General features: G+C 66.4%; 1 protein-coding gene. It reads left to right on the top strand.

Annotation, left to right across the window (positions count from 1 at the left end; translation table 11 throughout):
- Positions 1 to 414, top strand: a 414-nt coding sequence (locus HX846_RS38860) for a DUF2868 domain-containing protein (protein ID WP_178967658.1), incomplete at both ends; no start/stop codon positions are given.

Genomic DNA, 414 nt, shown 5'->3' with positions numbered 1-414 from the left:
CGCCAGCGGCGATGCCGCCCTGAATATCGAAAGCGCCCGCCAGGCCTGGGCTGCCTGGCTGGTGGGCGTGCTGCTGGTATACGGCATCCTGCCGCGGCTGATCCTTGCGTTGCTGTGCCTGTGGCGTTGGAAACGTGGGCGCGCCGCCTTGAGCCTCGACCTTAACCTGCCCGGCTACAGCCAACTGCGTGAACGTCTGATGCCCAGCAGCGAACGGCTTGGGGTCAATGATGCGGCGCCCGAACAGTTGCACCACGTAACCGGCGGCGTCAGTGAACTGGAAAGCGACGGCGCCCTGCTGGTGGCCATCGAGCTGGACGACCAGCGCCCATGGCCGCCGAAGCTCCCGGCCAGTGTCAAGGACGCCGGCATCCTCGACAGCCGTGAATCCCGCAACAGGCTGCTGGAGCAACT

It is taken from the genome of Pseudomonas sp. K5002, assembly GCF_013386655.1.
GTDB lineage: Bacteria > Pseudomonadota > Gammaproteobacteria > Pseudomonadales > Pseudomonadaceae > Aquipseudomonas.
Note: the sequence above shows the minus strand (reverse complement) of the source record. Positions and strands in the feature narration are given on the sequence as shown.